Raw genomic sequence first — 26,002 nt, 5'->3', positions numbered from 1 at the left:
GGTATGAAAAATAAAAAACTCAGCCTGGCCCAATTTTCCCTTAAAGCGAAATCTCTTTCTGAAAGAGAGCAAAAGGAGATCAAGGGCGGCAATCAATTTTCAGGGCATACTCTTGATCCGATAGTGAGAAAATGGATCGAGGTAGATATTCGCGGCACCAACCCTGAAGGTCAGGGTCCTTTCAAAGGAAAATCATTCAGAGCCATCAGAAGAGGTTAGAAATGGGCTAACCCGGGTTAAACGAACTCTTTTCTTTTTCAAAATTTTCTTTGATGATATCGCTGAATTTTTTGTTTTGAATTTTTGCTTCAAACCAGGCCTCGATGTTAAACAATCTTGGCCTCATCTTTTGGTATTCGCTTTGCTGCAATACTGACCTCAATTCCTCAAAAGCTTTTCTTTGTTGTGTTTTGTCCTGGAATTTCAGGGACTCTCTGAAAAATCCGAGTACTTTGCTTTCGTAGGGGGAAAGGCTATCGCTCTTGCTCAGGTACCGGTAGGTGGATCGTATGAGGGATTCCAGCAACAGCATATTTCCCATTTCGTAATGCAGGATGAGGTTTACGATTCGTGAAGTAATCCACATATCCTGACGTTCTACTCTTTTTGGCAGGCTCAACCATCGGTTGAGGTATTCGAGGGCGGAATCATAGTTTCCGGCCCCAAAATGGATATAAAAATATTGGAAGAGAAAGCTGTCACGCTCAAAAAGGTTACTGTCAAATTTACCGACCTGGTGCAGGTGTTCTTCCAATGCCTTTACGCCTTCTTCAAATTCACCGGAGATGATACACAGATGAAATTTCATGGTAAAATATTGCCGGTGAATTTTGGTGGCATCGTCAGTAGTAACGGGCTTTAATGCTCTTAATTTTTCAAGACATTCCAGGGTGTCATCATAGGCTTTTACCAGTGAACTACTGATGGCATAGTTGCTTAGTGCCGAAATATATTCTGAAAGGTCTTCTTTTAAAAAGTAGGGTTTGGACTCCATGATGCGGATCAGTTTTTTACTGCCCGTGAAAAATTCAGGGAATTCACCTTTGGAAAAATGGTGAATGGTCCATATCCGGTGATAAGTGACGAGGGCCTGGTGAGATAGAGCCTGGTTTTCTTTTTTGAGCAGGGGGTGGTTGATAAAATCCGGGGCAACTTCCTTTTTCGGTTTGGATTTTCCGGAAGGATCTTTCCTCATGTTGATGAGCAGCCGATAAAATATTTCTTTGTATTCCAGCAGGTTCTGCAACTGTCGGATGGTTTTATTTTCAATAGCATTGATCCGGGGCAATTCTTTATCCAGGTGACCAATATCGGCCAGCGCATAATAAATTTGTTTCTTCCAATCCTGCAATTCGAGGATGACTTTAAATTGCTCGTATTTAAGAGCTGGTTTCATAGCCTTGTCGATGAGCACCTTACAATCCTCAAACAAGGATCTTCTGTAGAGGGAATGGATACTCTTTAAAATACTTTTGAGTTTATAATCAACTGATCTTTTTTCATCGTAGGATTGGAGACATTTAAGGACCAGGTCGTAGAGGTAGGATTTGAGTTCCGAATATTTCCTGCTTTCGATGGCCCTGCCTTTGTAGATGTTGTTTTTTAGTTGTTCCTCGTCAAAGGTCTCCATTGATTCCAGGGCATGAAAAAGCTGCATGTATTTGCTGTTTTTTTTGCCATGCTCATTCACATATAATTTAAAATACCGCTTTTCCGATCCAGTCAGGGAATGGATCAATTCATAAAGTTTCGTGCTGGGCGTTTTGGCCATAGGATTCTAAAGTGTAAGGTTGGCTACAAATTTAGCATTAATGTTTTGTTATTAAAAAACAATTGCAAATTTAGAAACCTGATTTATATAATGATTTCTTAGCGCATATTTTTGCCTCAAGGGGGGATAGCGAATAAAAAGGATACACTCTTTTTTATTATGGATAGAGGGGATTGATTTTTGAAAGATTTTTTTTGAAAAGATGGGATGAAAAAAAATAGGAATTTTTTTCTAAAAATTTGAAACACAAAAGCGAATAGCCCGTATCATATCTAAAGCATGATTAAATGGCTTTCTTCATGCTGGATTATGTCTTCGGACTTTTTTGAAAGGATATGTATGATGGCAGCGGGAAACTGCTTCCAGCCAGTAAATTTTTAATACCAGTTTGTAATTTTTTAAACACTTATGTACACTAACAACACTATAAAAGGCAGTTTAGCCAGGCTAAGCTATGCTATTCAAAACCTGGAAATTATCAGCCATGAATGGAGTATTCCCATTTTAAGGTTTTTGAGATCGAACGATTCAGTCGATTTTATCCAGCTTCAACATGAAACAAATTTACCACCGATTATCCTTCAAAAGCAGATTGACGCTTTGCAGGAGGTTGGTATTGTGAAAATATCTAAGGAAAAGAATGTCAGAATGTATGAAATGGATCATTACAAAATGCTTCGCATTCAATTGATGGTGAAACAACTTATTGATCAGCCCATACAAATTTATGATAATTACTAGAACCTTATCGCTGGTGACTGGTTGCCCGAAACATTAGTGAGCAACGAGCCACCAGCAACGAGTAAATTATTTATCATCACCAAAAAATGCGATGATCTTATCAGCGAGTTCCAGCCCGATGTTAGTCTGAGCTTCTATGGTAGAGCCGCCGATATGAGGGCTCAATGAAATTTTTGGATGGTGGAGGATGGCTTCACGAGGAGTAGGCTCATTATTGAATACATCAAGTGCTGCTCCTCCGATTTTTCCGCTTTCAAGTCCTTCGAGCAGGGCTTCTTCGTCGATCATTCCACCGCGTGACGTGTTTACGAGGATCACCCCGTCTTTCAATTTTTGCATTTCTGTTTTCCCGATCACTGGTCCGTCGCTAAATGGAACATGGATACTGATGAAGTCACTCTTGGCGAGCAGTTCGTCCATCTCCACTGTTTTGAGTTTGATGGTCAGTTTGGCCGTTTCGCTTTGATAAATATTCACATCAATAGCAATTTTGAGATCAGGAATAATGTCGTAGGGGAGTACATTCATCCCCAGGCCCAGGCCAATTCTCGCTGTTTCCACTCCAATTCGGCCAAAACCGATCACCCCAAGGGTTTTTCCTCTCAGCTGGAAACCGTTGGAATAATCTTTTTTAAGTTTATTAAACTTGGCTGCATCCATGTTACGCATTTCCCAATTGGCATTTTGTAAATGGCGGGCCAGAGAGAACATATGTCCGAAGGAGAGCTCAGCTACGGCCTGGGAAGAAGCGGCGGGAGTATTGATCACCTCAATACCTTTTTCCCGGGCGTACTGGTGGTCAACGTTATCGAGGCCAACACCTCCACGGGCAATTATTTTCAATTTAGGGCAGGCATCTATCAGGTCCTTACGCACCTTGGTGGCGCTGCGTACGATAATGACATCGTATTCCGGCAAGACATCTTTGAGGTCTTCCTGGGCTACTTTTGTTGTATCAACCGTATAACCAGCTTCTTCGAGCAGCATTTTTCCATCCGGGTGAATGCCGTCATTTGCGAGAATTTTAATCATTGGAAGGTGTTTCTGTTTATTATAAAAAGACAAAATTACTTCATTTTAGATCAACAAAAAAAGTAGCCAAAACGACGAACTTGAGTCATTTTGGCTACTTTTTGTTTTCAAATATAAGATTTGGAAATTAATTCGCTCGCTGTATGAAAGTAGGGAAAGTGGCCCCGGTATAGTGATTGAATTTTTTTTCACTTTTTATCGGAAACTTATATTTCTTAATGAAAGTGGAGAAAAAAGCATTTAATTCCGCTTCATTGGCATTACGGGAATCCGGCCGGAGCAGATAACCAATGTGGTCAACCGTTCCGTCTTCAGCCCAAAAAACATGTAACCATAAACGGATGCCTTTCAGGTCGTAATGGATTTTATCAGCGTATTTGTCCATGGCTTCCATCATGTCCAGCCAATTGTCAAAAGCTAGCTTTATATCGTTTCCTGAAGCTTCAAGAAGGGTCTGGCTGTAGGTTTGATTGAGTTGTTCGTAGGATTTTTCCTGTTCTCCGAGCACAAAAACTTTTGGAATTTCAGTTTCCTGAGCAAAAGAACTCCCGGCAAACAAGCAGAGGATGAATAGGGAATAAATAAATTTCATAAGTGTAATTTTTAACGGTTTTAGACAAAGGTAGGTAAAATGATAAATTTAAAATGATAAATGATAAATTTTAAAATGTTGATTTTTAAGTTTTTACAATGGCAGAATGATGGAAGGGTAAAATGAGTCTATCATTCTTCTGCCTTTTCGCCTTAACTAACAAAGATCAGGTGATCGTGATATCATTGACCACGGGCTATTTTGTTATCAACAGGCTGCATTTCGTCGATTATCTGTAACATAACATCTGAAAATAGGATAAAATTGCTGCATAACCCTTAATTTTGGAGTATGGTAATAGATATAATATGTTTGATCTTTGCGGCGTACGGCTTTTACCTGGGTTTTTCCAAGGGAATAATAAAGACCGTATTCACATTAATTTCAATTGTTTTTGGAGTTATTGCGGCGGCTAAGTTTAGCCCAATGATGACGGATTTTTTGGAATCGATCTTAAATTATCATCACGGTTTGATGTTTATAGCGGGTACTTTGGTGGTATTCGGATTGACCTGGCTCCTGATTCGGATTTTGGCCAACAGCCTTGAAGGAATTCTCAAAACAGGAAATGTAAATATTATCAATCAGGCCGCAGGAGGGGCAATAATGGCTTTTTTACTGGTTTCTCTTTTTAGTGTTTTTGTACTCTTCGGCGAACGGGCTCACATCATTGATGATACCACAAAAAAAGAATCGCTGACCTATGGCGTTCTTGAAGCAATGCCTGATAAGCTTATGGGGGTGAGCCAAAAACTCAAACCCGTATTTAAAGAATTTTGGGAATATTCCATCAACTTCATGGACCGTATTGAAAAGGGTGGGGGCGTGGAAAAAAAGAGTTCCGATACCATTTTCGATATTGATGAAGATGCGGATAGCAGTAAAAGGTAGAAAGGGCAAAAGTTAATGCTTGAATACCTTAATGCTTGAATGCGAGAATGTGAGATCGATGTTCCCATTCTTCGTGCTGCCAAAAATCCAAGACATCATCCTTTTGATTCTACCGTCACTTGCTTATATTGTAGCCGGAAAAACCTATTATCATGAACAAGACTTCCGGCCATTCGTACAGATACCTGGTTTGGGGCTATCTGCTTTTATCTCTTATTCATATCTATGCAACAGGAGTTGAAAATGTCTTGCTGATTTATATTACCAAACCGCTTCTGCTGACTTTGCTGTCCGTTTGGTTATGGCTAAATACAAAGGATCAGCCAACCGCTTTCTCCCGTTTTGTTTTATTCGGTTTGATCTTTTCCATTGGCGGGGATACTTTTCTGATGTTTGTTGAAAAGGGGCCTAATTATTTTATTTACGGGCTCATCTGTTTTTTATTGGCCCATGTGGCCTATGCCACCGGATTTTTAAAATATAAGTCAAAGGAAAAAGGACTTTTACAACGCAACCCCTGGGTGGCCATTTTCTTTTTGGTATTCCTGATTGGCAACACCGCTTTCCTCTGGCCGGGCATACCTGCTGATTTAAAAATCCCGGTGACCGTTTACAGCATAGCTATAGTGACGATGGCCGCTACCGCTGCTAACCTGAGTGGTAAAATTCCTTCCCAATTGTTCACTATGTTATTTCTTGGCGTTTTGCTTTTCGTGCTATCCGATAGTATGATTGCCATCAATAAATTCAATCCTCAAGGGATCAGTATTCCGAATGGGAGAGTGTTTATTATGGTGACTTATCTGGCGGCGCAGTATTTGATTGCCCTCCGCAGCCTTGACATATCCAGGTCGGCTGAGCCTGTAAATTAAGTTGGACAAAAAATCCAGGCAATGTTTCCCAAACAGTAGGAATATTGCCCGGACTTTATCTTGCCAGTGCACTCTGAAAGTGTTCTGTATTTGGTCTTAATAAATTCAAATGTTTGAATGGAGGGGAGGTGCATCATCCACCCATAAAATCACCCAGGTCGCAGGGATCCATGCAATTATAACAATCAAAGACTTCCACATCTCCGACAGAGCGTTTCGTTCCTGTACCATCGAGCCCGTCAAAATCGATGAATAAGTCTGTGTCCTTGTTGGCGGTTGGCGTTGGGGCAAAATAATTATTATTGCCGGCATAGGAAATACCTTCCAGACCGTATATATAACCCAGGCTGGATTTACTCGCCCCCATATAGTTGCCGGAAGCCCAGAAATATTCGTCGCAGGCAGCACTGACGTTGCCGTCCATTTCCGTATAGGCAAAGTCAATGCCTCCTGCCGAATTCTCTCCGTTATTCCTGCCAACAAAATAGTTTTGATTGAAACTCCAGGCGCTGCCGGAACGGCTATAACTAAACACTTCGGCTGAGTGGGGATCTCCTCTTTCGGACACCAGCATTTCCTGGTTATCTGAAGAAAATGCGAGGTCTGAAATAATCGCCTGGTCCCCTCTAACATTTGATATTTCCAGTATTTCTGAACCCGCTGGCGGGAAAGCCCCATCTACAAGAGTCACGGAATAAATGCTTCGTTCTTCCGGCGTAATTCTGGGGAAATAGACCTTTATTACTCCTTCCTCCAGGTTGACGCCAATGGCCCAAACCCAGTCGGGCTGGCTAACGATGCCCGGCAATCCGGTATCTGCATTCCACGGATCATAGGTTTCCACGATGGTGCCGTCCATGGCGATTCTATAAATCTTGCCATCTTCCAGGTTCGTGGCAAACAGCTGACGGTTCCATTTGTCAAAAGCAATATTGCCCGTTCCGTTCAAGGGCTCCGCTGGAAAAACAGAAGTGGCAAAATTAGGCAGTACGGCAAAAGGGACCGCGTTCCATGTCGGTGGAGCACATTTGAATATCTGTCCGGCAGAAAAAGGCCTGCCTATATTGGCAGATACCAAAGGACCTGAGAATCCGCCGTCAAAATAATAAATATCGGAGGAGGCCAGGTAAATGTTCTCCTGGTCGTCAATGGCGATGCCGAACACCTGTCCGATTTGGTTCCCCGTCCAGTTAGAAGGGTGAAACGCGGTGACCTGTGGCGCAGAGGTCGTTGTTCCCCAATCATCGCCTTTTGGGGCCTGGGAATTGAACCGGGTATCGTAAATCACTCCAACATTTCCATTTTGTTCGGCTGAGTAATGGGTTGCTACGGTCCAGCCGCAGTGTTCGGAATTGGGAATGATCTCCTGGCAGGGTTCAAAGATCACCTCTTCACATTTTTGGCAGCTCATGAAGCTTACCAATGCAATTGTTGTAGTCAATGAAAATATCTTTTTCATGGGTTGCATTTTTAAGAATTAATGAAATTAGTTACAAAGCAGTTTGGCCTCTGTTCTTCTGTTTATTCTATGTTCCTCTTCGGTACAGTCAATGCCATCGGCACAACGGTTCTTCAATTGGGATTCACCGTAACCTTTGGCAATGATCCGGTCTCTTGGAATTCCCCTGGAAACGATGTAGGCCACTGCGTTTTCAGCCCGTCTTCTTGAAAGGCCCATGTTGTAATCCCAATCCCCTACGCTTGAGGTATGGGATGCGAGTTCCACTCGGCCAATCTGGTGGTCTTTCATATACCTGACCAGCCTGTCGAGTTCGATTTTGGCTTGCGTATTCAGATTATCACAATCATTGCAATATTTGATATCAAGTACGGTACCGGTACCGCAGTCAAAATTATCAACTCCCAGTTCGAGGTCTACAAACAGGGTGGTACTTCTCGACAACCCCAGGGTGGAAACCTGTTCGATGTCTGACAACCGGTTTTCCTTGATTCCAACTACTTCATAGCTTGAATTTTTTTCAAGCCGGAAGGCAAACTGACCCAGGCCATCGGAATTGTCCTGTTTTACCTCGCCGGTTCCCCTGTTGGTGAGGGAGGCAACCACATTGGGTTCTGGTGCTCGGGTGCTTTTGTTGACCGTTCTACCCTTCAGGATGAATCTAAGGTCAGTGTACAATACCTCTTTTCTGATCACGGCATCCGGCAGGAACTCTTCATCAAAAATAGAGGCTGTCGTGGTTTCAATGTCATATACAATGCCTGTCACAACGTAGTTGTCATGAGGCACCTGTCCGAAATCGACTACCCCAAAGGCATTGGTGGTGCCTGTGGCGATGATAAGTCCGTTGATATCCTTAATGGCAACGTCGGCATTGGGAATTACTTTTTTGGAAAGATCGTCCCGGACGGTAACTACCACTTTATGGCTATCATTGGGGCATCCGCAGATGTTACAGGCGGGAGGTTTAGGAGCATGCAGCTTATATTTTAAACCCATATTGACCCCTGCTGAAGCCAGATCCATGCAGCATGGTTTTTCCACGTCCTGCCGGATCACCCAGGGCGATTCGTCTGTCAATGTATATGGATTTACCGTATGATCGTATATGTTTTCTCCATGGATCACACCAGGATTTCCACCAGGAGGAGTGATGTCCATAGCGGGGTCAAAACGAACCCCGAAATGCCTGATGTAATAAAAGCCAAGGTCAAGACTGAGGTTGTCGGTGATGGCATAGGAAAACTCAATATCCACCTTTGCGGCTGGGTTTGAACTTTTAAATCCGGTATTGATCAGTTGCACATCTGGAAGGGTGGACGATTCAGGTCCGTGGCTTTCGGCATAGGCATCGCCCCCGGAGATCCACGAATACCCGGCCATGGGGGCGATCAGTACGCCGAATTTAGCACCCCCGGGACGATACAAATAACTGGGCCCAATCCCGATGAAATGTCGGCGAACGGGCAAATCCTTCTTTAGGACAGCCGCCGCTATTTTGGCATAATACACTGAATCCGGTATTCTGATAAAAGGCCTGGTGAGGATGTTGGCATATTCCAATCGAATCCCTAAGTTGGAGGGAAAATGGTAGTCAGCAACAGCACTGATGTTCCTGCCTCCTTTGTACTTCAATTCATTGTAGGGCGTATTAAAAAGAGGCAAATCATAACCGAATCGCCCCCCTATTTCAAAAGAAGGACTTTGTGCCAGGGCCTTTACAGGCAAGGTTCCCTGGGATTTGGCAGTAAAAATCATCAGGATCAACCCAAGGGTCAATAACAACCGGTTAGCTGTCATTTTTAGATGGGTTAACTTTTTTTCTTTTTGGATTTCTTTTAAAACTTTCATAATCAATTAAGTTTTCTAATTAAAGTATGGAAGGTCTGATGGAAAATATGCCTTCATTTTGTACGAACAGTTTGATATCAAAAGCCGCATTGGAATGTTACCCGATGAGGAGGATAATTTTAGGATTCAGCAAAACCTGATCCCATCGATAAGCTACTCTACGAGTAAAAACTTTGACCCTAAAACAGGTATTTCTACGCTTTTTTGAAAAAATTAATTCCATGATCTTTGTGTTGAAGTAAAAAAATGCTGTAGGCTAAAATGTCGCAAGAATGCCGGCAAGTGTTGTATTTTTCCGGATTTGGTACGTTCGTGTCCCTAAGTTGGTACGCCCATGTACTCAAAGGTCTCTAAATTTGGTTTTGAAAAATTGTTGAAATGGTTCAATGCAAATACAATGACTTTTTGATCAGGAATAGAAATGCATGACCGCCGGACACTGACATTCGATTTTTTAGTACGCCGGCGGTTTTTTAAAATATTGAAAGGGGATTTAAAGAAAGCCGATAACGATAATCTCGTTATCGGCTTTACTTATTTTAAAGCGTATTATCGGGAACTCTTTGAAGTCTACCTGACAAATTGGAAGAGTATTGGTTTAGGCAATTGGGTTAATATTGTATTATTGTGCCTTTTAGAAGGTAAATATTCTTTAAGGACGATCTTAACAGACAAAACCAATAGTATGAAAAATGTTATCAACACCTTTTGGGCATTTTTCCTGGCCTTTGCATTGAGCCATGGATTGAGTGCGCAAAACCCAGTTGCCAAATCAGAGGTACAGGTTACCAAAGCCCGTTTTCTTGGTAAATCCACTCCTTTGCGGGACCTGATGAGCGCCCCCGGAACTTCCCTGGAAAAATTAAAACAATCAAAACAGAACAATCCTCATGTCGTTCCTAATTTTATCGGCAGGACCGGGGAATATGAACCCAATCACAATGCCTTGCCCATTGGAGAGGATCCTGTACGTCAATTCGAGGCAGCCAGAAATGTGGAAGGTGTACCCGTGGAACCTAAGGTGATCATTGAAGGAATGAATCAGTCCAATAGCGGTGCGACGCCCCCTGATCCTTGTGGGGATATCGGAGCCAATTATTACGTTCAGATGGTCAATGCTACTTTATTCAGGGTTTTTGATAAGGAGGGAAATGCCGTTGGAGGGCCCACCTCGGTCAATAGCCTTTGGCAGCAATTCGGCGCTTCATCGGGCGGCGACCCCATCATTTTGTACGACCAGGCGGCTGATCGTTGGTTGCTGACGGAGTTTGCGCCTCCTTTCGGACAAAATAAACTGCTGATCGCGGTTTCTGAGACCGGAGACCCTCTGGGAAGCTGGATGGCCTATGAATTTACCACGCCAAGTTTTCCGGACTACCCCAAATATGGCATCTGGAACAATTGTTATTACCTGACCACAAACGAAAATCAGACGCCCATCTATTTTTTCAACAGGGAAGCCATGATCAACGGAGACGAGAACGTGGATATGCAGCGCATTACCATACCCAATGGCAGCGGCCCGGGCTTTTATGTCCCGACTCCCGTTGATTGGGACGGACAAACACCGCCAAACGCCGACAGCCCGCCGATGGTATTGCGCATATTGGATGATTCCTGGAATGGAGTCAACCAGGATGCCATCCAAATGTGGACCTTTGACATCGACTGGGAAGTGCCCAATAATTCCGGGGCCAACGGACCTTTTAACATTCCTACCGCTGCTTTCGACAGTTACCCCTGCTCCATGGAAACAGGAGGTTTTGCCTGCGTGCCCCAACCTGCAGGCGGGGGCATCGATGCCATTCCGCAGGTATTGATGCATAGAATGCCTTACCGCAATTTCGGTACACATGAATCCATCGTTTTGAATTTCCTGGTGGACGCCGCCCCGGGCAGCAACATTGCCGGGATACGCTGGATAGAATTGAGAAAGATGCCGGGAGAAAACTGGTCGGTTTACCAGGAGGGTACTTACGCCCCGAATGACGGCGACCATCGGTTTTTAGGAGGCATCGCCATGGATGCCCTGGGAAATATAGGACTGGCTTTTTCGGTTTCCGGGGAGGACACTTATCCTTCCCTCAGGTTTACCGGGCGCAGGGTGGTGGATCCTCTTGGAGAAATGACCGTAGAAGAATTCGAATTTGCCCACGGCCTCAGCCATTCTCAAACGGATCGTTTTGGAGATTACGCCTCCATGTCGGTGGACCCTGTCAATGAAAGAACCTTTTGGTACACAGGAGAATACATGAGAAACGGCAGTAATTGGGGAACCAAGATCGTAGGTTTCGAACTTCAGCGGGATAGCATCGATATTGGGGTGGTGGCGTTGAATACACCTCAGTCGTCAGAGAACCTGACCGCCACGGAAGTGGTGGAAATTGAAGTGAAAAATTATGGCCTGGACACCCAAAGTGTTTTCCATGTGGGGTACATCATCGATGATGAACCTGCTGTGGTGGATACCGTGAATTTTCTCCTCGCCCCTGACAGTACTTATGTTCATACCTTTACCCAAACTGTGGATATGAATGAAATCCGCCCGTATCAATTGAGGCTTTTTACCGATTTAGACGATGACCAGGCGCTTTATAATGATACGTTGAGGATGAGCGTTGCCAAGCTGCCCCGTTTTGATGCGGGAATTGGCAACATTACCGGTTTGGAAGAGGCCATTTGTTCCGAGACTGCTGAGGTGATCCTGAAACTCTATAATTATGGAGTGGATACGATGACTAATGTAATCATTTTTATAGACCTTAATGGAACCGTTGTGGATACGATCCACTGGGCGGGTAGCCTCGAATCGGGTGAATGGGCTAATGTGCCCGTCGTTTTTGGCCCGTTGGTTAATGGCTCCAATTTGGTAAGTGCTTATACCCAAAGCCCTAATGGTGAAACTGATCAGACCCTGGAAAACGATTTGTTTTCAAGAACTTTTTTGGCTATTGCTGATGGAGTGACCCTTTATTTTAAAATCAGGCCGGACAACCATCCCGAAGAGGTCAGCTGGAAATTGACGGACCTTGACGGCAATATCGTTTACGAAGGAGGAGATTATACCAATGGTCTTTTCCTGTATAAAGAGGAATGGTGCCTCGATCCGGATGCCTGTTATATCTTTACCATTTATGATAGTTATGGAGATGGGGTGAACGTGCCGTACGGAAATTTTGTCATTGAAGATGCCGAAGGACACGAGTTGGCTTCCCTGATGAATACCAATTTCGGATTCCAGGAAATGCATGAATTTTGTGCCACTTTTGAATGTACCCTTGAGGCAACCGTCAGCCTGACACCCGCTACAGGAGAAACCCATACCGACGGTACGATAATCGTCAATGCGACAAATGGTGGAGACGATCTCGAATACAGCATCGACGGAGGCAGTACTTTCCAAAACAATCCTTTGTTTGCAAATTTGCTGCCCGGAATTTACCAGGTGATGGTTCAGGATGCAGATGATTGCCAGGTGGCCCTTGAAAATGTGGTGATTGATATTATGGTAGCGACGGATTGGCTGGCAGACGGACATAAAATAGAATTGTTCCCGAATCCGACAAATGGGGTGTTCAAAATGAACATAGACGGTTTAAACGGAATGGACCGGCTTGATTTTACTGTAAGAGATGCCTTAGGACGGATCATTCAGCACAATTACCTCGTTCGATACAACGAAACCATGACTGGAGAATTTTCGATTTTATCACAACCTTCAGGAATATACTTCCTAGTATTTAATGATCCTCAGATCCATAAAATAATAAAAGTGGTGAAGAAATAAATCATTGTTTTAAAACCAATCAATAATGAAATTATTAAAAAATATTTTACCTGTTTTATTTTTAGCCACGGTCCTCCTGACTATGGAAAATTGCAACCGCAAAAATGCACAAAACAACGAAGTGGAGCTCGATGCCAATTGCCTGCTAAAGCCAGAGCCGGGTCCATGCAAGGCAGCCTTCAAAATGTACTATTTCGACCAGGAAGAAAAAACCTGCAAATCCTTTATTTGGGGAGGTTGCAATGGGGTGGTGCCTTTTAAAACGCTGGAGGAGTGCCAGGAGAAGTGTAATTGCAAGTAAGTTAAATTTTTTCCTATCTTGCATGGAATAAAACCCGCTTCAATGAACACCAACGTAACAAAACTTCCCGCGATAGAACTCAATAACCGTCGTACTATCAACGGATGGGCTTTTTTCGACTGGGCGAATTCTGCTTTTGCACTTGTCATCACAGTAGCTATTTTTCCCACTTATTTCACGGAAGTGACGGCCGCGGAGGTCAAGTTTTTAGGATTTGAAATGTCCAATAATGCCCTTTATGCTTATTCCATTTCTGCGGCTTATATCCTGATTGCCATTTTGTCCCCGATTTTGTCCGGCATTGCCGATTATGGAGGCAAGAAGATGGTATTCATGCGATTTTTTACCATTATTGGTTCTTTGGCCTGCATTTCCCTGTTTTGGTTCCGGGATACTTCACAAGTGTATATCGGGGTGTTGGGTTTTGTATTAGGGATGGTCGGTTTTGCCGGGGGACAGGTTTTTTACAATTCCTATCTGCCGCAGATCGCCTCGGAAGACCAGTACGACAGGGTGAGTGCAAGAGGGTTTACTTTCGGTTATGTTGGAAGTGTTATCTTGTTGATTGTGAATTTGCTCATGATTCAAAAACCGGAATGGTTCGGCATACACAATACCGGCACCACCGCGGTTCGAATATCTTTTATTATGGTAGGGTTGTGGTGGATAGGTTTTGCAATCATCCCTTTCAGCCGATTGCCCAGGGATAAAAAAAATAAGAATAAAGGCCTCATCACCCGTGGATTTCGAGAGTTGGTAAAAGTGTGGAAATTTATCCAGCAACAGCGGCAGATCAAGATTTTCCTGGCGGCTTTTTTCTGTTACAATGCAGGAGTGCAGACGGTGCTTTACCTGGCATCCCTTTTTGCCAAGCAGGAATTACATTTTGAAACCAGTGAATTGATCATTGTGGTGTTGATATTACAGATCGTGGCTATTGGCGGGGCCTATATTTTTGCAAAGTTGTCGGATGCCAAAGGCAACAAGTTTTCCATTATGGTGATGCTTGTCATCTGGATCGTCATTTGTTTCCTGGCTTATATCGTTTCAGGAAAACTCGATTTTTATGCCCTGGCCGCCGGGGTGGGCATTGTGATGGGAGGGATTCAGTCGCTTTCGAGATCTACCTATGCAAAATTACTTCCCGAAGATTTGAAAGATACGGCTTCCTTTTTCAGCTTCTATGAGGTGGTGGATAAAATTTCCATCATTTTAGGCACCTTTAGTTTCGGTTTGATCACCAATATAACCGGCAATATGCGGATGAGTGTATTGGTGTTGGGAGTGTATTTTTTGTTGGGACTGGTCATTCTCAGGTATGTTAAAATTGAGCATGCTACAGGCCTTGTGGAAGAGGTGGAAGTGTAGGGGGGATGCTTGTTACTGGTTACTCGTTGCTAGTTACTCGTTTCTGGTTATTCCAATAGTTAAAAGGTTTATGATTACCAGGGGATAAACAATCCTGAAAATCCAATAATCCTGAGAATCCTGATCCTGACAAAAATGCTTCTTACTCGTTACTCGTTTCTGGTTATTCCAATAGTTAAAAGGTTTATGATTACCAGGGAATAAACAATCCTGAAAATCCAATAATCCTGAGAATCCTGATCCTTGATATTTATTAGCGGTCAAGAGAATCGTATACCAGTTTCAGGGAAGGGTCCAGGAATGCCCCGTTTTCAAAATCAACCTGAAACTTTTGCCAGGCAGCTTCAAAAAGCGGTTTTTTGGCTTCATCTTTAATTGGGTTGGGAAATTGACTGAGGTCAAATTGATATTTCAAGGGAATATCACTGATGTTGATATGGTATTTTAACAAGAGATACTCCAGTAATGCTTCGAGACTGACGAATTGGTACACATAACTTTCCTGTAAAGTATCCCCATAAAGATCAAGGCCCATCGACATCCATTGCAAATCCAGTTCGTATTTGGGTTCTCTGCCATCAAAAACGATCATGATGCCCAAAACCATTCCTTCGTAATCTGCACAATTACGATAAGAAACCAGGATGCTGCCTTTGACATTATTTTGAATATAGCTGTTCAACCCTTCAAAATTGTCAAAATAGCTTTGCATAGATCACATTTTTAAAATTAAGTCAAACGAACCAGCAACCAGCAACTAGTCTGTCTGATAAGGCGTCCGGGTCAAAATGGAGCGCCCCAGGGTGAGCTCATCGGCATATTCCAGTTCTCCGCCAAAGGAAACACCCCGGGCGATGGTGCTGACTTTTACCCCTTTGTTTTTCAGTTGTTTGGTGATGTAAAAAATGGTGGTATCTCCTTCAATGGTAGGACTGATGGCCATGATGATCTCTTTGACTTCGCCTTTGTCCACCCTCGATAAAAGGCCATCAATCGTCAGGTCGGAAGGGCTTACGCCTTCAATGGGGGAGATGATGCCGCCAAGTACGTGATACAATCCGCGAAATTGTCCGGTATCTTCTATCGCCATCAGGTCGCGAATATTTTCCACCACACAAATGACGGATCGGTCGCGGCGTGAATTGCTGCAAATACTACAAATGTCATCATCGGAAATATTATGGCACTGCTGGCAGGTTTTGATATGCTTGCGCATATTGACAATGGCGTTGGCAAATTCCTCACTTTTCTCTGCATCCTGTTTGATGAGATGGAGCACCAGGCGCAATGCTGTTTTTTTTCCTATTCCGGGAAGGCTGGCAAAAGCTTCTACCGCCTCCTCTATTAATTTTGACGAAAAATTCATGCGGTAAATATAAGGATCAGGATTTTAGCATTTACAGGATTTATCCGATTATTTTTGATGATTTCATGCTCAAATAATCAGGTGATCAAATCTTGCAGGGCCTGCTCCAAATCGGGGTACAAAAAATCAAAACCTGTTTTTTCTATCTTTTTGGAAGAAATTTTGGCGCTATCAAGTACCATGTCGGCCATTTCGCCCATGCCGATACGCAGGGCAAATTCCGGAACGGGCATCATTATGGCCGGCTTGCCGATCACTTTTTTCAAGGTGTAGGTCAGGGCTTTGTTGGTTACCGGATTTGGGGCTACCGCATTATAAATACCCTGAATGTTGTCATTTTCGAGGGCATGGATGAACATTCGGCAGAGGTCGTCGATATGGATCCAGGAATACCACTGGTCGCCGCTGCCGAGCCAGTTGCCCATGAAAAATTTAAACGGCATGGCCAGTTTTTCCAATGCCCCGCCTTTGTCCGAGAGCACTATTCCTAACCTGAGAGCAACGGTACGTAACCCGGGTTCTTTCACCTCGTGAAAAGCTTCTTCCCAAAGGATACAGCTTTCCGGGAGAAAACCTTCTTGACCAGGGGGAGTGGTTTCATCGACCAGCTGGTTGCCGGCATTCCCGTAATAACCTACTGCCGTAGCCGAACAGTAAACTTCAGGGAATTTTATTTTTTTAAAATAACGGTTTAAAAGGCGTATGCTTTCGGTACGGCTGGCAATGATTTCCTGTTTTCTTTTTGCGGTCCAGGGTTTGTCGGCAATGGACGCTCCCGAAAGGTTGATCACATAATCGGCCTTTTGGATAGCTTCGTCCTCTATGAAACCTTTTTCCAGATCCCATTCGTAGGCCGGATATTTTGCTGCGCTGTTTTTGGTTCTGCTGAGCCAGTTGACCGAGTAACCTTTTTGGCTCAATAGTTCACTCAGTCTTTTTCCCACCAGGCCGCTTCCCCCGGCGATCAGTACATTTTTTTGCATAAAGCTTATGTTATTTTAACTCCGTATCTTTAAAAAAATGAGGTTAATCAAATCAGTCTTTCGATATTCAAAAACTGCTTTCTTCCAGCGTTTCATGGTTTGTATGTTGTCTATAAATACAATTTATTGATTCCTTAGGTTTAAAATTCTGACCAAGCTCCCATCTTTAATTCAAAAAGGCTTAAATTAGGGCAAATTTTGAGAAAATGTTATCTGCTTACTGCTTTCGATTCATTATTTTTGATGGATTGACGGTGAACTTTTTTTTAAGCCTTTTAACTTTAAATGGTTAAGAATGGTTCATTGGAAAGTAAATGGATTTTAGGGAAGTGAAAACTTCGTAAAAGATTTACTTTCAGGTGATTTTAAAATTTCCAGTTTGATGAAAAAAAGTTTGCAATGGCTCCCCCTTGCCATGATCATTTATCTTTTTAGTTCATGTTCAGGGGAATCTACGGATAAACAACCTGCCATTGACTTTATTAACGAAGGAAACCCCATTTATGTTCGATTGGCCAATGAACCGGATCGCCTGAATCCCCTGACAACGGTAAATACCTACAGTCGCGCCGTGATCGACCAGCTTTTTGCCGGCCTTATGGCTTTTGACCCGGTCAGCCTTGAACTCGTTCCTCAATTGGTGGAAAGTGCCCCTACTGTTACAGAACGGGAGGATGGTAAGATAGAATACACCTACCGGCTGAGGAAAGAAGCTACCTGGACCGACGGCCGCCCGGTTACCGTTTCCGATGTAGTGTTTACCTTTAAAGCAATGTTCAACCCGCTGGTGAATTCAGCTCCCTATCGCGGTTATTTTGACTTTCTGGAAGACATAAAGCAATATCCCGACGATCTGCGCAAATTTTCCGTTGTGACCAACCGAAAATATATCCTTGCCGAACCAGCCATCAGCAATATGGTGGTACTGCCTGCTCATATTTATGACCCGGAAGGTTCAATGAACGACATTGCTTTTGCTGACCTGGTTCAACCTGAAAAAGCCGACAACATGGCTCAAAGCGAACCGGCAATCGCTCAATTTGCAGAAGCTTTTAATTCCAATAAATATGCCCGCGAAAAAGCATTTATTGTCGGGGCGGGCCCCTACACGCTGGAGGCCTGGGAAGACGGGCAGAAAATTGTACTTAAGCGCAAAGCAGAATGGTGGGCCGACAAGGTTGCCGATAAAAATTCAAGCCTGACTGCTTTTCCGGAAGAAGTCGTTTACAGGATCATCCCGGATCAGACTACAGCGGTATCCGCCCTAAAGGCAGAAGAACTGGATGCTGCCGGTCAGATCGACTCCAAAGATTTTTCCGCCCTCCTGGACAACAAATTGGTACTGGAGCGGTTTGACTTATATACTCCGACTACGGCAAATGTTTATTACATTGCCATAAACAACAAAAATCAAAAACTCGAAGACAAAAAGGTGCGCCGGGCATTGGCACATCTCGTGGATGTCAACAGTGCCATTGAGCATCTTTATGACGGCTTTGCCGAAAGGTTGGTTGGGCCTTTTCCAAAGATTCGCCCTTACTACCATCATGAACTCCCTCTGATCGATTTTAATGTAAAAAAAGCAATCGCCCTGCTGGAAGAAGCGGGATGGAAAGACAGTAATAATGATGGAATTGCCGATAAGATGATCGATGGTCAGCGGGTGGATATGTCCCTCGATTACCTGGCCACGAAATCTTCGGATTTTGGAGCCAACCTGGCCCTGATGTTTCAGGACAACGCCAAAAAGGCAGGGGTGAAAATCAATATTGTCACCAAAGAATTTCGCGCTATTTCGGAAGACATGCAAAAAAGGGATTACGAGTTGACTTCCAGGGCATACGGGCTTGATCCACTGCCGGACGATCCCAAACAGTTGTGGCATACCAGCAGCGATACCCCCGATGGATCGAATCGTTTTGGATTTGGCAATGCCGAATCCGATGCTTTGATCGATGCCATCCGTACCACTTTGGATGTTGACGAAAGGGCGGTTTTGTACAAAAAATTCCAGGAACTGTTTTATGAGGAACAACCTGTAATCCTGCTTTTCTCCCCCCGGGAAAAAATTGCCATCAGTAAACGACTGAAAGGAGCCCCTTCCATTTTGAAGCCGGGGTTCCTTGTAAATACTTTTGAAATATTAAATTGAATCTAAAGCATACAATCATAAATCTAAAATCAAACAATCATGAAACGTATCTATTTTCTCCTGTTTGGATTAATAATACTTTCTTCCTGTAAGACTGACCCTAAACAAGATGAATCGGTCAACTGGAAACGGACGACCAATGAAGTGATTCTTCGCCTGGATGAAAGCCCTGACCGGCTGAATCCCATGCTGGCTACAACGGCTTATGCCACCGAGGTGAATATGCAGGTTTTTTCTTACCTGTTATCTATTGACCCCAAGACACTTGAATTCATTCCCCAGTTGGCCAAGGCATGGCCCGAGGAAAAGGAAATGACCGAAGGCCCTCATGCGGGCCAAATGGCCAATACTTTTGAAATTTTCGAGGAAGCTGTTTGGGACGACGGAACGCCCGTTACCGGGAATGATTACGTCTTTACGGTAAAGACTGTTTTTGTACCCCAATTGCCTACCCAGCGGGTAAGGCCCTATTTTTCAATGATCAAAGACATTGAGGTGGATGGAAAGAACCCCAAACGTTTTACTGTTTACACCGAAAAAACAGACAATGTGGTTGAGACCATTTCCAACACCATGTTTGTGATGCCAGCCCATATTTACGATGCACAGAATTTTTTGGCTGAAATTCCCCTCACCGATTTCCTGGATGAACAAAAAATGGAAGGCTTGTCACAAAGCAATGAGCGGATCGGGCAGTTTGCCGAGGAATTCAGCTCTCCCAAATTTTCCCATGATGTAAATTCTATATCGGGAAGCGGCCCTTATCGTATTGAAAGCTGGGAAACCGGCAAGGAAGTGGTTTTGATAAAAAAAGAGAACTGGTGGGGCACGGCTCTTGCGGGAAAATACCCCAGCTTATCCGCTAAACCAGACAAGTTGATCTACAAACCCATTGTGGATAATGTGACCGCCATTTCAGCTCTGAAGTCTGAGGAACTGGATGCCATGGCCAATATTGACCCCAATGATTTTAAGGAACTCAGGGAGGATTCTCTTTTAAATTCTATCTACAATTTTGAGACACCGCCATTCCTCGGGTATTATATGCTGTTCCTCAATGGAAGGTCGGATAAACTCTCCGATAAAAGAGTCCGCAAAGCCCTGGCTCATGCCATTGACGTGGACCAGATCATAGAAACCGTTTACGCCGGGCTGGCGGTTCGTTTTGCCGTACCGGTGCATCCTTCCGCTACCTATTACAAGAGCGATCTTCAGCCCCCTGCTTACGATATTGATCTGGCGAAAAAAATGCTCAAAGAAGCCGGCTGGGAAGATACCAACAACGATGGCGTAGTGGATAAGGACATTGATGGAGAAAGAGTGGAAATGGAGCTGGAATTCCAGTACACCGGGCAGAGTGAGCGCCAAAAAACACTGGCTCTTTTGATCCAGCAGACTGCCAAAAAAGCTGGTTTTGCCATTGAACCCAAAGCCCTCGACTATGCCGTATTGTTGCAGAATACCAAAACCGGAGATTATGACATCGCTCCGGGTGGAAGGAGCTGGCCTCCGGTAAGCTGGAATCCTAAACAAAACTGGCACACCGGAGGCGCAGGTCGTGTAGGGTTCGGCAATGCGGAAACGGATGCCCTGATTGATGAGATCGTCAAAACGACCGATAAGGAAGCCAAGAAAAAATTGTACTGGCAACTCGAGGACATCATCTATGATGAGCAACCCGAAATTTATCTCATCGTGCCCGTGAGTCGCGTCATCGTACACAAACGTTTCAACTGGGATGCTTCGCCTATGCTACCTGGTTATTTCCCGAATTATTTTGAGCTGAAGGATTGATGCGATGATTCAATGATACTATGATTCAATGATACGATGATTCAATGATACGATGATTCAATGATACGATGATTCAATGATGCGATGATTCAATGATACGATGATTCAATGATACTACGATACTTCGATGATTTCTTCAATGCTGCGATACTGTGATGCTACGATGCTACGATGCTGAAATGCTACGATGTTTTGATGAGATGATATCAGGGTAGTTTGAACAATTTTATAGGGAATGCCTTTTCACTGTGTGTTAGCCGCTGGAAAGGCATTTTTTTGTCAGGAAGGCTGTAGTTAAGCAGAATTGGTGAACGATAGACGGGGACGGTTTGAATTATTAGGTAGTCGGAAGAAAACCCCTGAAACACCTGGAACCATCTGGAACAGCGAGGAACGAGCCACCTGTCAGGATCAGGATTTTTGGGATTATAGGATTTGCAGGATTGGATCTTTTGGTTCTATGATCAATGCGCAACCATCTGGAACAATTTGGAACCATCTGGAACACTCCCGACCTGCGGTACGGGATTTCGCTGCACTCAACATGGAACCATCTGGAACAGCGAGGAACTAGCACTTGCGTAGACACCCCCAAATTTGACGTTGGAGCCTTTTCAAACAGGTATTTTATCTGCCGTCAAATTTGACCCCGCAAGGGTAGACACCCCCAAATTTGACATGAGTGATTTTTCTAAACTGGAATTAAGTTGCCGTCAAATTTGACCCCGCAAGCGTAGACACCCCCAAATTTGACATGATGGTATTTCTAAACTGGAATTAAGTTGCCGTCAAATTTGACCCCGCAAGCGGGGTAGGTTTTTCGCCAGATTTATGAGTGTTCTGAAACGAGCAACCAGTAAAACCAGCATTCTACTCAATCACCTTGAACGTCGTGCGGCGGTTGATTTGGTGCTCTTCTTCGGTGCATTGGCTGCAGACACAGTCGATGGCCAGTTTGTTTTCTCCGAAACCGGTGGCGATGAGGCGGGAGCCGTCGATGCCTTTGGAGATGAGGTAATCCACGGCGGCCTGGGCCCGGCGTTGGGAGAGTTCCTGGTTGTAACGCGGATTGCCACGGCAGTCGGTATGGGAGCCGAGTTCGATGGTGATGCGCGGGTTGAGGCTCAGCGTTTGGGCCAGGACATCGAGGGTGGCTTTGGCGCTGGTGCGGAGGTTCCATTTGTCGAAATCGTAGTAGATGTTTTCGAGGACGATTTCGGTATTGGCGTATACTTTGTCGAGCACGATTTCCAGTTCGAATTTTCTTACCGGGTTGTTGGGGTCTTTGCCGATGCCTTTGGTGGTGAAGCGGGATTGACTGCTCAGGAACCCTTGCTTTTCGGCGAGGAACTGGTAATCGGTATCATCGGCCAGGTCCAGGGAGTACAATCCGCTTTCATCGATGGTGATGTTTTGTTTGCGCTGGCCGATGGTGATTTTAAGGGTGGCCCCGTCAAGCGGCTTTCGACCCAGTACCGCACTGTTGGGGTTGCCCGTTTCGGCATAGATTTTTTCCAATACATAAACGTCCAGCGACATTTTGTAATCCACCTCTTCGGGCACTACCGCGATTATTTCTTCCTGCTTTCGTTTTTCAAATTTAAAAATATCATCTCCGCCGATCCCGAGGTCGGGTCGGGTGGACGTGAAATAACCGGTCTGGAGTACATCCTTCGGCCGGGCGGAAGTATAATCGACGATGAAGCCGAAATCATCGTAGCCGGAATTGATCGGTGGTTTCAGGTTGAATGCAGGCGACCAGCCGCCGGTGTTGAGTTTGTAAGTCTTGAAAATGTCGAGTCCGCCCATGCCCTGGTGGAAGTCAGAGGAAAAATAGAGGGTATCTTCATCGAGATAGGGGAAGGCTTCGTTGCCAATGGTATTGATGCTGCGCGACATGAGGCTGGGTTCGCCCCATTCGCCGAGGTCATTTTTTTCGGTGATCCAGATATCTGTGCCTCCCCACCCGTCGGGATGTTCCGCTACAAACAGCAGGGTTTTGCCGTCTTTGGAAAGGCTGGGCTGCCCGTAATTGATGGAAGGTTCCTGGAAAGGCAGGGGCAAGGGTTCCGACCAGGCGCCGTTCTGGCGGGTCGTGAACATCAATTTACAATAGTCATCCTCGAATTTTTCGCCGTAACAACGGCTGAAAACGGCTTCGGTAAAATCTCCGTTGAAGGTAATGGTGCCTTCATTGTGTTCAGAATTCAAAAGAGGATCGAAGTTGGTCACCGTATTGGTGGAAAGATCCACTTTGAAGAGGTCGGAAAACTCGTTGCCGGTCCAGTTGTAGGTATCTTCTCCGGTGCTCGTTTTGCGGTCGGAGGTAAAAACAAGGGTATTGTCGCCGTAAAAAGCGGGCGCATAATCGGCCCCTCCTGAATTGAAATCCGGAAGGGAAATTTTGTATTCCGGGTTTTTGATCTTTTTCCACCCTTCGGCGATCTGGCAGGCGGATATTTCCCTTCGGTACTCATAAGGACTGCCGATCTCCAAACCGAGATCCTTGAAGGCGATGGCGGCCTCCCCGTAGCGTTCTGCTTTTTTGAGGGCATAGGCAAATTCCCTTTGTGCCTCATATCCAAACTGATTGTTGTAGGCTGTTTCATACCAGGTGATGGAGGCGTCACTTTTGTTCTGGTATTTGTAGGATTCTCCGAGCAGGAAGGCAATTTTGCCTTTTTCTACACGGCTCTCTGCCTTGTCGTATTCTTTTTTGAGCAATTTTTCCGCCACGGCGTATTGTTTGCGTTCAAAGGCTGTTTTGCCGTCCCGGATTTTTTGGGTAAAAGTACAGGCGGTGACGATTGTCATGGCAATTATGGCGAGTAGGGCAAACGTTTTTTTCATAGCTGAATGGTTATTTTGCAAGATAAATAAAAAACGCTTCAAGGGTTGGGATTGTTGTAAAAATGTTGGATTGGGGTGGTTTGGGATAAATAGAGATAAGGAGGTGGACAAAATAAATTGAACCATTGCCCCGCTCGCCCCGACCCTAAAAGGGAGTCTACCGCAAAATGGTTCAATTTATTTTTGTTCCTTCACTTATGTTGAGATGGTTTGGGATAAATAGAGATATGTGGAAGGTGCAAAGATTTGATTTACAAATAATTGAAAGATTTAGTACTGGAAATTGCAGTCTTGATTAGCCTTGCCTGGTTAATTTGCCGGAGCGTTTTAGCGAAGGGCGGCGCAGGGACGAGCAGGGCCAGGGATAGGAGCGACAGCGGATAGCCCGGCCACCAGCGTAGCGCAGTGGGGCCCCCGGGAATGTTAAAAAAGGCCAGGACGAAAGAAAAAGGGATAAGCCTGAATTTCCTTTCAAACTTTAGCCTTTAGTCTTTAAACTTTAAACTTTTTATTGTTTACCTTTGCATTCCGTAGCAAAACATACAAATTCTAATGGCGAAATACATCTTTGTTACGGGCGGCGTAACTTCATCTCTCGGAAAAGGAATCATCTCTGCATCACTGGCCAAATTACTTCAGGCACGTGGCTTTACGGTTACCATCCAAAAATTCGATCCTTATATTAATGTCGATCCGGGTACTTTGAACCCTTATGAACATGGCGAATGTTATGTTACAGATGACGGGGCGGAAACGGACCTGGATCTCGGGCATTATGAAAGGTTTTTGAATACACCGACTTCCCAGGCCAACAACGTCACTACGGGCCGTATTTATCAAACGGTGATCAATAAGGAACGGGCCGGGGATTACCTTGGCAAAACCGTTCAGATCATTCCACACATCACCAATGAGATTAAAAGGCGTATGCTTCTGCTGGGCCAATCGGGTGATTTTGAGATTGTGATTACTGAACTTGGCGGTACGGTAGGAGACATTGAATCATTGCCGTACCTGGAAACGGTGCGCCAGTTGAAAAGAGAGTTGGGGAGTGAAAATTGCCTGGTGATCCACCTGACATTGATCCCTTACCTTCGGGCTGCCAAAGAATTGAAAACAAAACCTACCCAACACTCGGTAAAGGAATTGCTCAATACCGGAATCCAGCCCGACATCCTGGTTTGCCGGACGGAATATCCTTTGAACAATGAAATTCGTGAAAAGCTGGCGTTGTTTTGTAATGTAGATATTGGTTCCGTGGTAGAGTCTATCGATGCGGAGTCTATCTATGATGTGCCCTTGCTGATGCTCAAAGAAAAGCTGGATGCCACGGTGATTCAAAAATTGAAATTGCCGGATACCAGCAGTCCTAAACTAAGGGGATGGAAAACCTTTTTGGGCAAGTTGAAAAATCCAACTTACGAGGTCAAGATCGGGCTGGTAGGCAAGTACAATGAATTGCAGGATGCTTATAAATCGATCTATGAGTCGTTTATTCATGCCGGGGCGGTCAATGAGTGTCGCGTGATCGTGGAGCCGGTGCATTCGGAGATGCTGGAAGATGATTTTGCTACCGTTGCCAGGCGGCTGGATGCTTTTGACGGGGTGTTGGTGGCGCCCGGGTTCGGACACCGGGGCATTGAAGGAAAGATAAAAGCCATCCAATATCTCCGTGAAGAGAAAAAACCTTTCTTTGGTATTTGCCTGGGCATGCAATGTGCCGTGGTGGAATTTGCCAACAACGTTTTGGGACTTAAAGGTGCTGCTTCCGTTGAGGTGGATCAGGATACGCCCTATCCGGTCATTGATATGATGGAGGATCAGAAAAAAGTAACCATGATGGGCGGCACCATGCGTTTGGGAGCTTATGCCTGTACTCTTGAGGCGGGTTCTTTGGCTTACAAGGCTTACGGGGCCTCGGAGATTATGGAGCGTCACCGTCATAGGTATGAATTTAATGATGCTTACAGAAAGCAGATGGAAGATGCCGGGTTGAAAGCCACGGGCATCAATCCGGAGACAGGTCTGGTGGAGATTGTCGAATTGAAGAATCATCCGTGGTTTGTGGGCGTTCAGTTTCATCCCGAGTTAAAAAGTACCGTAGAGAATCCGCATCCGCTTTTTGTCTCCTTTGTGAAGGCGGTTATGGCTTACCGGAGACAAAGGAATTAGCAAGAATTAGGGATTTTAGT

At 44.6% G+C, this 26,002-nt stretch carries 19 protein-coding genes; 10 read left to right on the top strand and 9 right to left on the bottom strand.

The window, feature by feature from the left end:
* The first annotated feature begins 3 nt into the window (after positions 1 to 3).
* Positions 4 to 219, top strand: coding sequence for a hypothetical protein (locus H6571_21025; GenBank protein MCB9326237.1), 216 nt, complete (start codon positions 4 to 6; stop codon positions 217 to 219).
* A 7-nt stretch (positions 220 to 226) separates the two neighbouring features.
* Here H6571_21025 and H6571_21020 read toward each other — a convergent pair whose 3' ends face one another.
* Complete coding sequence (locus tag H6571_21020; protein ID MCB9326236.1) at positions 227 to 1,657, bottom strand: hypothetical protein; 1,431 nt, start codon at positions 1,655 to 1,657, stop codon at positions 227 to 229.
* A 522-nt stretch (positions 1,658 to 2,179) separates the two neighbouring features.
* On the opposite strand from H6571_21020, the gene H6571_21015 reads away from it, so the two are divergent.
* Entirely contained in the window at positions 2,180 to 2,512 is a 333-nt protein-coding gene (locus H6571_21015) for a hypothetical protein (protein MCB9326235.1), read from the top strand.
* A gap of 66 nt (positions 2,513 to 2,578) precedes the next feature.
* On the opposite strand, the gene H6571_21010 is transcribed toward H6571_21015, so the two are convergent.
* Positions 2,579 to 3,544, bottom strand: coding sequence for a D-2-hydroxyacid dehydrogenase (locus tag H6571_21010; GenBank protein ID MCB9326234.1), 966 nt, complete (start codon positions 3,542 to 3,544; stop codon positions 2,579 to 2,581).
* Between the two features lie 127 nt (positions 3,545 to 3,671).
* Positions 3,672 to 4,136: a hypothetical protein gene (locus H6571_21005; GenBank protein MCB9326233.1), complete on the bottom strand. Its 465-nt coding sequence runs from the start codon at positions 4,134 to 4,136 to the stop codon at positions 3,672 to 3,674.
* A gap of 291 nt (positions 4,137 to 4,427) precedes the next feature.
* On the opposite strand from H6571_21005, the gene H6571_21000 reads away from it, so the two are divergent.
* Positions 4,428 to 5,027, top strand: a complete 600-nt coding sequence (locus H6571_21000; GenBank protein MCB9326232.1) for a CvpA family protein — start codon at positions 4,428 to 4,430, stop codon at positions 5,025 to 5,027.
* Between the two features lie 152 nt (positions 5,028 to 5,179).
* Positions 5,180 to 5,899, top strand: coding sequence for a lysoplasmalogenase (locus tag H6571_20995; GenBank protein ID MCB9326231.1), 720 nt, complete (start codon positions 5,180 to 5,182; stop codon positions 5,897 to 5,899).
* A gap of 133 nt (positions 5,900 to 6,032) precedes the next feature.
* On the opposite strand, the gene H6571_20990 is transcribed toward H6571_20995, so the two are convergent.
* Positions 6,033 to 7,358, bottom strand: a complete 1,326-nt coding sequence (locus H6571_20990; GenBank protein ID MCB9326230.1) for a hypothetical protein — start codon at positions 7,356 to 7,358, stop codon at positions 6,033 to 6,035.
* Between the two features lie 27 nt (positions 7,359 to 7,385).
* Positions 7,386 to 9,209 (bottom strand): OmpA family protein, encoded by a 1,824-nt coding sequence (locus tag H6571_20985; protein MCB9326229.1) that lies wholly within the window; start codon positions 9,207 to 9,209, stop codon positions 7,386 to 7,388.
* A 685-nt stretch (positions 9,210 to 9,894) separates the two neighbouring features.
* Here H6571_20985 and H6571_20980 point away from each other — a divergent pair.
* The 3 genes from H6571_20980 to H6571_20970 all read left to right on the top strand — a co-directional run bounded on the left by H6571_20980 (position 9,895) and on the right by H6571_20970 (position 14,665).
* Positions 9,895 to 12,996, top strand: a complete 3,102-nt coding sequence (locus H6571_20980) for a T9SS type A sorting domain-containing protein (protein MCB9326228.1) — start codon at positions 9,895 to 9,897, stop codon at positions 12,994 to 12,996.
* A gap of 82 nt (positions 12,997 to 13,078) precedes the next feature.
* Positions 13,079 to 13,297 carry a proteinase inhibitor I4 serpin gene (locus H6571_20975; GenBank protein MCB9326227.1) on the top strand — a complete coding sequence of 73 codons (219 nt, stop codon included), beginning with the start codon at positions 13,079 to 13,081 and terminating at the stop codon, positions 13,295 to 13,297.
* A gap of 42 nt (positions 13,298 to 13,339) precedes the next feature.
* On the top strand, positions 13,340 to 14,665 hold the full coding sequence (locus tag H6571_20970; protein ID MCB9326226.1) for an MFS transporter: 1,326 nt from the start codon (positions 13,340 to 13,342) through the stop codon (positions 14,663 to 14,665).
* Positions 14,666 to 14,918: 253 nt separating this feature from the next.
* On the opposite strand, the gene H6571_20965 is transcribed toward H6571_20970, so the two are convergent.
* From H6571_20965 to H6571_20955, 3 genes are all read right to left on the bottom strand, one after another.
* Positions 14,919 to 15,377 (bottom strand): hypothetical protein, encoded by a 459-nt coding sequence (locus H6571_20965; protein ID MCB9326225.1) that lies wholly within the window; start codon positions 15,375 to 15,377, stop codon positions 14,919 to 14,921.
* Between the two features lie 45 nt (positions 15,378 to 15,422).
* On the bottom strand, positions 15,423 to 16,031 hold the full coding sequence (recR, locus tag H6571_20960; protein MCB9326224.1) for a recombination protein RecR: 609 nt from the start codon (positions 16,029 to 16,031) through the stop codon (positions 15,423 to 15,425).
* Positions 16,032 to 16,108: 77 nt separating this feature from the next.
* Positions 16,109 to 17,014 carry a TIGR01777 family protein gene (locus H6571_20955; GenBank protein ID MCB9326223.1) on the bottom strand — a complete coding sequence of 302 codons (906 nt, stop codon included), beginning with the start codon at positions 17,012 to 17,014 and terminating at the stop codon, positions 16,109 to 16,111.
* A gap of 382 nt (positions 17,015 to 17,396) precedes the next feature.
* On the opposite strand from H6571_20955, the gene H6571_20950 reads away from it, so the two are divergent.
* Positions 17,397 to 19,166, top strand: coding sequence for a hypothetical protein (locus tag H6571_20950; protein ID MCB9326222.1), 1,770 nt, complete (start codon positions 17,397 to 17,399; stop codon positions 19,164 to 19,166).
* A 39-nt stretch (positions 19,167 to 19,205) separates the two neighbouring features.
* Positions 19,206 to 20,960, top strand: a complete 1,755-nt coding sequence (locus H6571_20945; protein ID MCB9326221.1) for a hypothetical protein — start codon at positions 19,206 to 19,208, stop codon at positions 20,958 to 20,960.
* A gap of 870 nt (positions 20,961 to 21,830) precedes the next feature.
* Here the strand turns inward: H6571_20945 and H6571_20940 are convergent.
* Positions 21,831 to 23,810 carry an OmpA family protein gene (locus tag H6571_20940; GenBank protein MCB9326220.1) on the bottom strand — a complete coding sequence of 660 codons (1,980 nt, stop codon included), beginning with the start codon at positions 23,808 to 23,810 and terminating at the stop codon, positions 21,831 to 21,833.
* A 552-nt stretch (positions 23,811 to 24,362) separates the two neighbouring features.
* On the opposite strand from H6571_20940, the gene H6571_20935 reads away from it, so the two are divergent.
* Positions 24,363 to 25,982 carry a CTP synthase gene (locus H6571_20935; protein MCB9326219.1) on the top strand — a complete coding sequence of 540 codons (1,620 nt, stop codon included), beginning with the start codon at positions 24,363 to 24,365 and terminating at the stop codon, positions 25,980 to 25,982.
* Positions 25,983 to 26,002 lie beyond the last annotated feature (20 nt).

This window comes from Lewinellaceae bacterium (genome assembly GCA_020636105.1).
In the GTDB taxonomy this organism is placed as follows: Bacteria; Bacteroidota; Bacteroidia; order Chitinophagales; family Saprospiraceae; genus BCD1.
Note: the sequence above shows the minus strand (reverse complement) of the source record. Positions and strands in the feature narration are given on the sequence as shown.

Coding starts and splice junctions, on each gene's coding strand:
- H6571_21025 (MCB9326237.1), top strand. CDS start 4: ATGAAAAATAAAAAACTCAGCCTGGCCCAATTTTCCCTTAAAGCGAAA.
- H6571_21020 (MCB9326236.1), bottom strand. CDS start 1,657: ATGCAGCTTTTTCATGCCCTGGAATCAATGGAGACCTTTGACGAGGAA.
- H6571_21015 (MCB9326235.1), top strand. CDS start 2,180: ATGTACACTAACAACACTATAAAAGGCAGTTTAGCCAGGCTAAGCTAT.
- H6571_21010 (MCB9326234.1), bottom strand. CDS start 3,544: ATGATTAAAATTCTCGCAAATGACGGCATTCACCCGGATGGAAAAATG.
- H6571_21005 (MCB9326233.1), bottom strand. CDS start 4,136: ATGAAATTTATTTATTCCCTATTCATCCTCTGCTTGTTTGCCGGGAGT.
- H6571_21000 (MCB9326232.1), top strand. CDS start 4,428: ATGGTAATAGATATAATATGTTTGATCTTTGCGGCGTACGGCTTTTAC.
- H6571_20995 (MCB9326231.1), top strand. CDS start 5,180: ATGAACAAGACTTCCGGCCATTCGTACAGATACCTGGTTTGGGGCTAT.
- H6571_20990 (MCB9326230.1), bottom strand. CDS start 7,358: ATGAAAAAGATATTTTCATTGACTACAACAATTGCATTGGTAAGCTTC.
- H6571_20985 (MCB9326229.1), bottom strand. CDS start 9,209: ATGAAAGTTTTAAAAGAAATCCAAAAAGAAAAAAAGTTAACCCATCTA.
- H6571_20980 (MCB9326228.1), top strand. CDS start 9,895: ATGAAAAATGTTATCAACACCTTTTGGGCATTTTTCCTGGCCTTTGCA.
- H6571_20975 (MCB9326227.1), top strand. CDS start 13,079: ATGGAAAATTGCAACCGCAAAAATGCACAAAACAACGAAGTGGAGCTC.
- H6571_20970 (MCB9326226.1), top strand. CDS start 13,340: ATGAACACCAACGTAACAAAACTTCCCGCGATAGAACTCAATAACCGT.
- H6571_20965 (MCB9326225.1), bottom strand. CDS start 15,377: ATGCAAAGCTATTTTGACAATTTTGAAGGGTTGAACAGCTATATTCAA.
- recR (MCB9326224.1), bottom strand. CDS start 16,031: ATGAATTTTTCGTCAAAATTAATAGAGGAGGCGGTAGAAGCTTTTGCC.
- H6571_20955 (MCB9326223.1), bottom strand. CDS start 17,014: ATGCAAAAAAATGTACTGATCGCCGGGGGAAGCGGCCTGGTGGGAAAA.
- H6571_20950 (MCB9326222.1), top strand. CDS start 17,397: ATGAAAAAAAGTTTGCAATGGCTCCCCCTTGCCATGATCATTTATCTT.
- H6571_20945 (MCB9326221.1), top strand. CDS start 19,206: ATGAAACGTATCTATTTTCTCCTGTTTGGATTAATAATACTTTCTTCC.
- H6571_20940 (MCB9326220.1), bottom strand. CDS start 23,810: ATGAAAAAAACGTTTGCCCTACTCGCCATAATTGCCATGACAATCGTC.
- H6571_20935 (MCB9326219.1), top strand. CDS start 24,363: ATGGCGAAATACATCTTTGTTACGGGCGGCGTAACTTCATCTCTCGGA.